Annotated in this window: 3 protein-coding genes; 1 reads left to right on the top strand and 2 read right to left on the bottom strand. The window is 49.4% G+C overall.

All coding sequences use genetic code 11. The features are described from left to right. Positions 1 to 555 precede the first annotated feature (555 nt). Together NZ772_10060 and ppsA are read right to left on the bottom strand one after the other, a co-directional pair. Positions 556 to 2,181 carry an NAD(P)H-quinone oxidoreductase subunit 4 gene (locus tag NZ772_10060; protein MCS6813895.1) on the bottom strand — a complete coding sequence of 542 codons (1,626 nt, stop codon included), beginning with the start codon at positions 2,179 to 2,181 and terminating at the stop codon, positions 556 to 558. A 460-nt stretch (positions 2,182 to 2,641) separates the two neighbouring features. Continuing rightward, a complete protein-coding gene (ppsA, locus tag NZ772_10065; protein MCS6813896.1) occupies positions 2,642 to 5,149 on the bottom strand; it encodes a phosphoenolpyruvate synthase in 2,508 nt (835 codons plus the stop codon). A gap of 965 nt (positions 5,150 to 6,114) precedes the next feature. On the opposite strand from ppsA, the gene NZ772_10070 reads away from it, so the two are divergent. Then, the gene (locus NZ772_10070) at positions 6,115 to 7,116 is read left to right on the top strand and encodes an NAD(P)-dependent alcohol dehydrogenase (GenBank protein MCS6813897.1); all 1,002 of its coding nucleotides are present in this window, start codon (positions 6,115 to 6,117) and stop codon (positions 7,114 to 7,116) included. Positions 7,117 to 7,469: the final 353 nt, after the last annotated feature.

The following is a 7,469-nucleotide window of genomic DNA, read 5'->3' on the forward strand; positions in this document are numbered from 1 at the left end:
TATGACTAAAGTGATTGCTAGCCTAGTTTTGGTACTTGGTATTTCTTGTGGATTGGTTGCTTGTGGTGGCGGCGGTGGCGGTGAGGCTAGCCCTACTGCGTCTCCTACTGAGTCTCCTGCTGCTTCTCCATCTCCCTCTCCATCTCCATAGGATGGCTGAGCAATTGAGTATTTGCTGGTTAGTTTAGGTAAGATTTAGAGCAGTAGCTTGCTTAAGATTAGAAATAGTTGTGAGCGGAAGTGTTTACTTTTAGTGAGTAAATGCTTCCGCTCTCAGTTGCTGGCACACTGAGGGCTAGGCCTGTGATGAGGCCAAGGCCGTACGCCTTGACATCATTACGTGACATCATTACTTAGTATAGGGTGACCTGTCAATCAAGCTAGGGGTTACGTGTAACTATTCAACCCCTCAGTAACTCTTATCACTTCGCTCTTGCTGCCAACTTGCAATCAAGGGTACAACGCTAATTTCAAAGTCTTAAAAAAGTCTTGAAAAGCCTTTGCCTTTCAGGAAGGGGATTCTGGGCGAGAGCAGACTAGGTAGCTGCAGATGAATTAGGGAAGCCATGCAGACATGCTTGTCGCGCTAGGACTAGGAGCATTGTCAATTGTAGGAGCAGCTGTAGTCTCGGCGAATAAATTAGCAGAAGGGGATGTTTGTGCGACTAGGGGCAGAGCAGCGCGCATGTTAGCCACTACTGCCGTAGTTTTAATGTCATAGGTCTGAGTCACTAGCTTGGGGTAAAGACCAATGCCGATAATGGGCAACAATAGGCAAACGGCAATAAAAACCTCACGGGGACTTGCATCAATTAGAGTTGTATGGCTAGCCAGTTTGGTGTTCTCGGTGCCATAAAATACGCGCCGAAGCATTGATAACAAGTAGATGGGAGTCAAGATAATACCCACTGCCGAGAGCAAAATAATAGTTACTTTGAAAGCACTACTGTAGGCTCCGCTAGCAGTTAGCCCCAAAAAGACTGAGATTTCTCCTACAAAACCACTCATGCCAGGTAGTGCTAGGGAGGCCATGGATCCGATCGTGAACAATGCAAATACTGTTGGCATCCGCTTGGCAATACCGCCCATTTCTGCCATAGCCAAGGTATGGGTGCGATCGTAGGTAACCCCTGTCAAGAAAAACAACACTGCTGCAATCAATCCATGGGAAATCATCTGTACCATAGCACCGCTCATCCCTAGCTCACTGAAGGAGGCAATGCCAATGAGCACGAAGCCCATGTGTGAAATTGACGAATAGGCCATGCGCCGCTTCAAGTTCTCTTGGGCAAAGGCATTGAGAGCAGCGTAGACAATATTGACTACACCCAAAACGGCCAACACAGGCGCAAAGTAGACATGGGCTTCAGGGAACATTTCCACATTCATGCGAATCAGAGCATAGCCACCCATTTTCAGCATGATCCCAGCTAGCAGCATAGATACTGGAGCTGGAGCCTCACTGTGAGCATCAGGCAGCCAAGTGTGCAGGGGAAAGATGGGCAACTTTACACCATAGGCAATTAACAATGCTGCATACATCACCAGTTCAAAGCCCAAGGTGTAATGCTTCTGAGCAAGGGCTTGCAGATCAAAGGTGATGGTGTTACCGTAGAAGGCCATCGCTAGGCCAGCTACAAGGATGAAAATAGAGCCGATCGCCGTGTAGAGAATAAACTTGGTAGCAGCGTACAATCGTTGCTGTCCACCCCAGATGGCAATCAACAGGTAAACAGGCACCAGTTCCAGTTCCCATGTGAAGAAGAACATCAGTAAATCGCGGGCAACAAACACCCCAATTTGGGCGCTGTACATCACCAACATCAGGAAGTAGAACAGCTTAGGCTTGACTGCTACCTTCCAGGCTGAAAAGATTGCCAGCGTTGTTACCAGACCAGTCAAAACAACCAAGGGCATGGACAGGCCATCGACAGCCACTGACCAATTTAGACCCAGTTGGGGAACCCAAGCATAGGTTTCAACTAATTGAAAGCCTGATGTGCTGAAGTCATAATTTGTCCAAAAGACATAGACGATGAGTGCAAAGTCAATTAGGCTGACAGAAAGAGCATACCAGCGGGTCAACTGATTATATTTGTCTGGCAGAGCGGGAACTAGAAGGGAAGCCACTAGAGGAAACAGCACAATTGCTGTTAGCCAAGGAAATTGCTCAAGTGTCATAGGTAAACCTGCCTATAGGAACTCTGGTTCAACGATGCTGATTCAATCCGTGGGTAGAAAGTTGAAGAGCCGATCGCAGTACCAAGCCTTACCCAGCAGTCCTTCGGCAGGCGATAGCTACGGCTAGTCAATCCAAGCGACAGTTCAGCTACAGGCTCAAAAGTCATTAGGCTTCGCTGCTGTCTCAGCCAAAGGCGACTCCTACAGATGAAATCAACCAATCAACTAGGAACTAGTGATTTCTGCTTATTCTTCCCGTATTTTATTACAAATTATTAAGCTTTGTGAAATCTTAATAATTCCTAGTTGCTATTGGTAAACACACAGCAAAAAACCCCCTACAACTCCTGAAGAGGCTGTTCTGAGGAGATTGATAGAGGGATTTCGAGCTAGGCTGACATGTAGCAGAGCTTATTGCTCACTGGTAGCTGTTTGCTGATAAGAAGCTCCCCTAGGGTCTTTAGGAAAGGCCTTCCGTTTGGGCAATGGTTAGTATGGTTTTCAACACGGTGTCTGGGTTAAGGCTAATAGAGTCAATGCCCTGCTCTACCAGGAACTGGGCAAATTCTGGGTAGTCACTGGGAGCTTGACCACAGATGCCGATTTTGCGACCAGTGGCTTTGGCCCGCTGGATAACTTGGCGCACCATTTCCTTCACACCGTCGTTGCGTTCGTCAAAGATATGGGCCACCAGAGCTGAGTCACGATCGAGGCCAAGGGTCAGTTGGGTGAGGTCATTGGAACCAATCGAGAAACCATCAAACACTTCGCTGAACTGGTCTGCTAGGATGACGTTGCTGGGAATTTCGCACATGACGTAAACCTGAAGGCCGTTTTCGCCCCGTTTCAGTCCGTGCTCTGCCATGACAGCAAGGACTTTACGTCCTTCTTCTGGCGTGCGGCAGAAGGGAATCATGGGGATGACATTGGTGAATCCCATCTCATCACGAACTCGCTTCAGGGCTTTGCACTCCAACCCAAAGGCAGCCGTGTACTTGGGATCGTAGTAACGAGAGGCACCCCGCCAGCCAATCATGGGGTTTTCTTCTTGGGGTTCAAACTCAGCACCGCCCAACAGGTTGGCATACTCGTTGCTCTTGAAGTCAGACATGCGCACGACTACGGGCTTGGGATAGAAGGCAGCGGCGATCGTACCTACCCCATAGGCCAGACGGTCAACAAAGAAAGCAGACTTATCTGTATACTGAGCCGTCAACTGGGAAATTTCCCACTTAGCAGCTTTGTCTTGCAGGGTGTCGAAGTGCATCAGTGCTAGGGGGTGGGCTTTGATGTGGTTGGCAATAATGAACTCTAGCCGTGCTAGTCCTACCCCATCACAGGGAATGGAAGCTAGCCCGAAAGCTTCCTCTGGATTGCCGACGTTCATCAACACTTGGGTGCGGGTGCGGGGTAGACTATCCAGCGGAGTTTCTTCTATCTCGAAGGGCACTAGACCGTCATAGACCTTACCAGCCTCCCCTTCAGCACAACTCACGGTGATGCTCTGGCCTGTGGTGATTGCTGTGGTGGCGTTGCCACAGCCTACGATCGCAGGAATGCCCATTTCGCGTGCAATGATAGCAGCATGGCAGGTGCGTCCTCCTTGGTTGGTAACGATCGCGCTGGCTTTCTTCATGATTGGCTCCCAGTCAGGATCGGTCTTGTTGGTAACCAGCACATCTACTGCCATAAATTCATCAATTCGGTGCACATCTAGAATGACACGGGCGTTGCCTTGGCCAATCATCTCGCCTACAGCTCGGCCTACGGTCAGCACGTTCCCTGTACCCTTGAGGCGATAGGTCTTCAAAACATTCCCTGGTTTCTGAGATTGCACTGTTTCAGGTCGCGCTTGCACGATGAACAGTTGGTCGGTAAGGCCGTCCTTGGCCCACTCAATGTCCATAGGGGTATATTGACCCCGCACAGTAGAGTAGTGGTCTTCGATGATGCAAGCCCATTCTGCCAGTTTTAGAATTTCCTCATCACTGAGGGCAAACTTGTGGCGTTCAGAGTCTGGCACAGAGACATTCTTGGTCATTTTGCCACCACCTACGTCATAGACCATTTTGATCTCTTTACTACCCAGACGCTTTTCTAGAATTGGGCGGAAGCCCTGCCGGAGAGTGGGTTTGAACACAAAGTATTCATCGGGATTGACAGCACCTTGTACGACATTTTCCCCCAGGCCGTAAGCCGCTGTAATCAGAGCAGCATTGCGGAAGCCAGTTTCGGTGTCGATCGAGAACATGACTCCAGAGGCAGCCAGATCGGAGCGCACCATTTTTTGCACACCGACTGAGAGTGCGACTTCAAAGTGGTCAAACCCCTTGATAGTACGGTAGGAAATGGCACGATCGGTAAACAGGGAGGCAAAGCAACGGTGACAGGCATCTAACACTGCATTGATGCCATGCACATTCAGATAGGTTTCCTGTTGACCCGCAAAACTAGCATCGGGTAGGTCTTCTGCTGTAGCGCTAGAGCGTACTGCCACGTCCACATCACTGCTATATCGCTGACATTGCCAGCGATCGTCCCCCGTTAAGCCATCACATAGAGCACTTGTAGAGCCATAGCGTTCACACAGGCGGATGTAAGCTTCAACAATCGCATCCTCAAGTTCCTGCGGGAACGGTGTATTCAAAATCATGGCCCGGGCTTGCTTACCCCGTTCACGCAAATTCGCCACATCTTCCACATTCAGGTCTGACAACAACATCCGCAATCGCTCATCTAAGTTAGCCCGTGAAATGAAATAGCGGAAAGCATGAGCAGTTGTCGCAAAGCCAGTCGGCACATTCACACCCTTGGGAGTCAGTTGCCGAATCATTTCCCCCAGAGATGCATTTTTGCCCCCTACCAAGGGGATATCGGCGAGGCCTACCTGCTCAAACCAGAGTACAAAGGCTTCAGATTTTGCCGATGAGCGAGCGTGGGTTTCTTCGGGTCGATTGGCGGTATACATAATGTCATGCCTCCTAAACAAACATTTGTAAATTCCATGTCTGGTTGCGATCTACCTCCCTTTGAAGGGTTGCTAGAGCCATCTCCCAGCTTATGGGTGATACTCTAGCCTGGAGTGAGGTTTCAACCGCACCCCTTGCCACCATGACTACTTCCAGGGTGATGGCATCGAGTAGTTGGCAAGTAGCTCACCCTTGATATTGCAGTGGGAAAATGCCAGCGCACTACCACTAGTTGCGGGTAAACAACTACCAATGAGGTAAAACTGAGTATAAAAATCAATCCAATCATGAATCTCTCGATCGACCGAGAGAAAACCTTAGTCGGGTGGCTCGTTCATGGCTTGTATGCTCCATTTGTAGAGTTAGGAGGCAGCCTTAGTGAGTTTCGTTGCGAACGTCGTCAGATGTGTCCAGTGAGTGGGAACTACCGTACTCAGTGTATCAATCAATAAGCAAGACCACCTCTACCTTCAAGAATAAATCATAGGGAGGACAAAGAATATGAAGGAATTCTGGAGGATAAAACTACAGCAGTCTGCCTATGCTTAATCATCGTTGTCATTATGGCAATGTAATCATGCAACATATTTCTTGCCGACATACTCTTCATGCTCTTAGACGTTGAGTCCAGTTATGGCTAACTCTGGTGGATGTTCAACCACAAACTGGTAGTAAAGTTCCTGTGTGCCTTGGGCAGGTAGGGTGAGCAACCAGTCTAGTCGGCCTAGTTTGCCCGGCTGGATGGCAGGGGTTGGCTTGGTCAGCCGAACTTTGAACTGTACAGTGCTGTAGGTTTGAGGTTACCTGTAGAGGTAATTTAGCGACGGCTGATACCATGGCTGACGTTTAGCAACCTTTGATAGATAAGGCTTGACATCAGCTCAACACAACTACCCTTAGTTTCGATTACCATCAACATGGCTTCTATTGCTTAAGTTGCGTTGCTGAATTTGAAGGAGTTGTGATGATTCAAGCCTATGCAGCCCGCTCCGCAGGCGAACCGTTAGAACTGTTTGAGTATGACCCTGGTACTCTACACGAAAAAGAGGTGGAAATTCAGGTGGAATATTGTGGCATCTGTCATAGTGATTTGAGTATGTTGAACAACGACTGGGGCATCAGTCAGTATCCCTTTGTGCCAGGACATGAAGTAGTGGGGGTGGTAGCAGCCATTGGCGATCGCGTTGTGACGGTTAAGGTTGGGCAACGGGTTGGCTTAGGCTGGTTTTCCCATTCTTGTATGCATTGTGAATGGTGCATGACAGGTAACCACAACCTCTGCCAAACGGCTGAGCAGACGATCGTTGGACGACATGGTGGCTTTGCTGACAAGGTGCGTGCCCATGAAGAATGGGTCATTCCTCTGCCAGAGGGGTTGGATCCTAGCAAAGCAGGCCCGCTGTTCTGTGGTGGCATTACGGTATTCAACCCGATTGTGCAGTTTGACATTAAACCTACCGATCGCGTTGGTGTCTTAGGTATTGGCGGTTTAGGCCACATGGCACTGCGCTTCCTTCATGCCTGGGGTTGTGATGTAACAGCTTTTTCTACTAATCCTGACAAAGAAGCCGAGGCCCGTGAACTTGGGGCCAACCATTTCATCAATTCCCGTGATGCCAATGCCCTTGCAAGCCTTGCTGGCTCCTTCGATATGATCTTGTCTACAGTAAATGCTGACCTAGACTGGGGGCTGTATATCAATGCTCTGCGTCCCAAGGGTCGGTTACATTTTGTCGGCGTAGTACCACATGCCATCCAAGCCTATGCCTTTCCCCTAATTGCTGGACAAAAAACTCTGTCAGGCACGCCATTAGGGAGTCCAGCGACGACGGCTAGAATGTTGGAATTTGCAGCACGACATGGTATTGAACCTGTGACTGAAACCTTTGCCTTTAGTCAGGTTAACGAAGCATTAGCCCATCTGAAAGCGGGCAAGGCCCGGTATCGCATTGTGCTGAAACACTAGTCTGGTGCAGGTTCATTCCAGACGATAGCTGTCTCCCCAAGGGTACGTGGTTGTCCTTGGGCTGTGAACTAGCCGGAACCTGACCTACATGATTCATGACGTTTACAGGCAACTCCTGAGCCTTTGAAGCCCCCCACCCTAACCCTCCTCGTGTATGGGGAGGGAATCAGAAAATTGCTTTGCCCTGTGTAATGGGGGATTGAGGGGACTACGACGTTTGCAGGGTGGAAGGTGTCCATGATGAATAGTCCAAGTTAGGAGCCTACTTGGACGGGTTGGTTGTTATGGCTGAGGGAAAATCAATCGTTGGTAGCTCCCAAGTGGGTGCAGCAGCTAGAATAGCCTCTACATCA

The sequence above is a fragment of the Cyanobacteriota bacterium genome (assembly GCA_025054735.1).
Lineage (GTDB): Bacteria > Cyanobacteriota > Cyanobacteriia > SKYG9 > SKYG9 > SKYG9.

Coding starts and splice junctions, on each gene's coding strand:
- NZ772_10060 (MCS6813895.1), bottom strand. CDS start 2,181: ATGACACTTGAGCAATTTCCTTGGCTAACAGCAATTGTGCTGTTTCCT.
- ppsA (MCS6813896.1), bottom strand. CDS start 5,149: ATGTATACCGCCAATCGACCCGAAGAAACCCACGCTCGCTCATCGGCA.
- NZ772_10070 (MCS6813897.1), top strand. CDS start 6,115: ATGATTCAAGCCTATGCAGCCCGCTCCGCAGGCGAACCGTTAGAACTG.